Origin of the sequence: Mesorhizobium sp. M2E.F.Ca.ET.209.01.1.1 (assembly GCF_004010375.2) — a bacterium.
In the GTDB taxonomy this organism is placed as follows: Bacteria; Pseudomonadota; Alphaproteobacteria; order Rhizobiales; family Rhizobiaceae; genus Mesorhizobium.
The window spans coordinates 1-297 of sequence record NZ_SADP02001064.1; the positions used below are offsets into that span (position 1 = coordinate 1).

At 65.3% G+C, this 297-nt stretch carries 1 pseudogene; it reads right to left on the reverse strand.

The features are described from left to right. Positions 1–297 (reverse strand): annotated as a pseudogene (locus EN852_RS39140) (serine kinase); the annotation flags it as partial.

A 297-nucleotide genomic window follows, 5' to 3' on the forward strand; every position in this document is an offset into this window, starting at 1 on the left:
ACGAAGGTGCATCGCGGCGAAATCGCCGGAGAGCGCCGCGCGGCCGAAACGCGTCACGTAGGAGAATTTGATGATGGCCGGCAAGGCGGCAATGGAAGGCAAGGGGGTGATCCCAGCCCTTTCGCCACGCTCGAGTATGTAGATCCTGGCCGCCGGCACCCTGTTGCCGGAGAAGGCGCCGTGCAGGCGATGCTGCATCTTCACGATCGCGGGATCCACTTGCGGCCGCACTTGCGCCTGCCCAAGCGAGATTGCCGCTGCGGCATCGGCGGCAAGCTTGATCTGCGGAAACCCCGG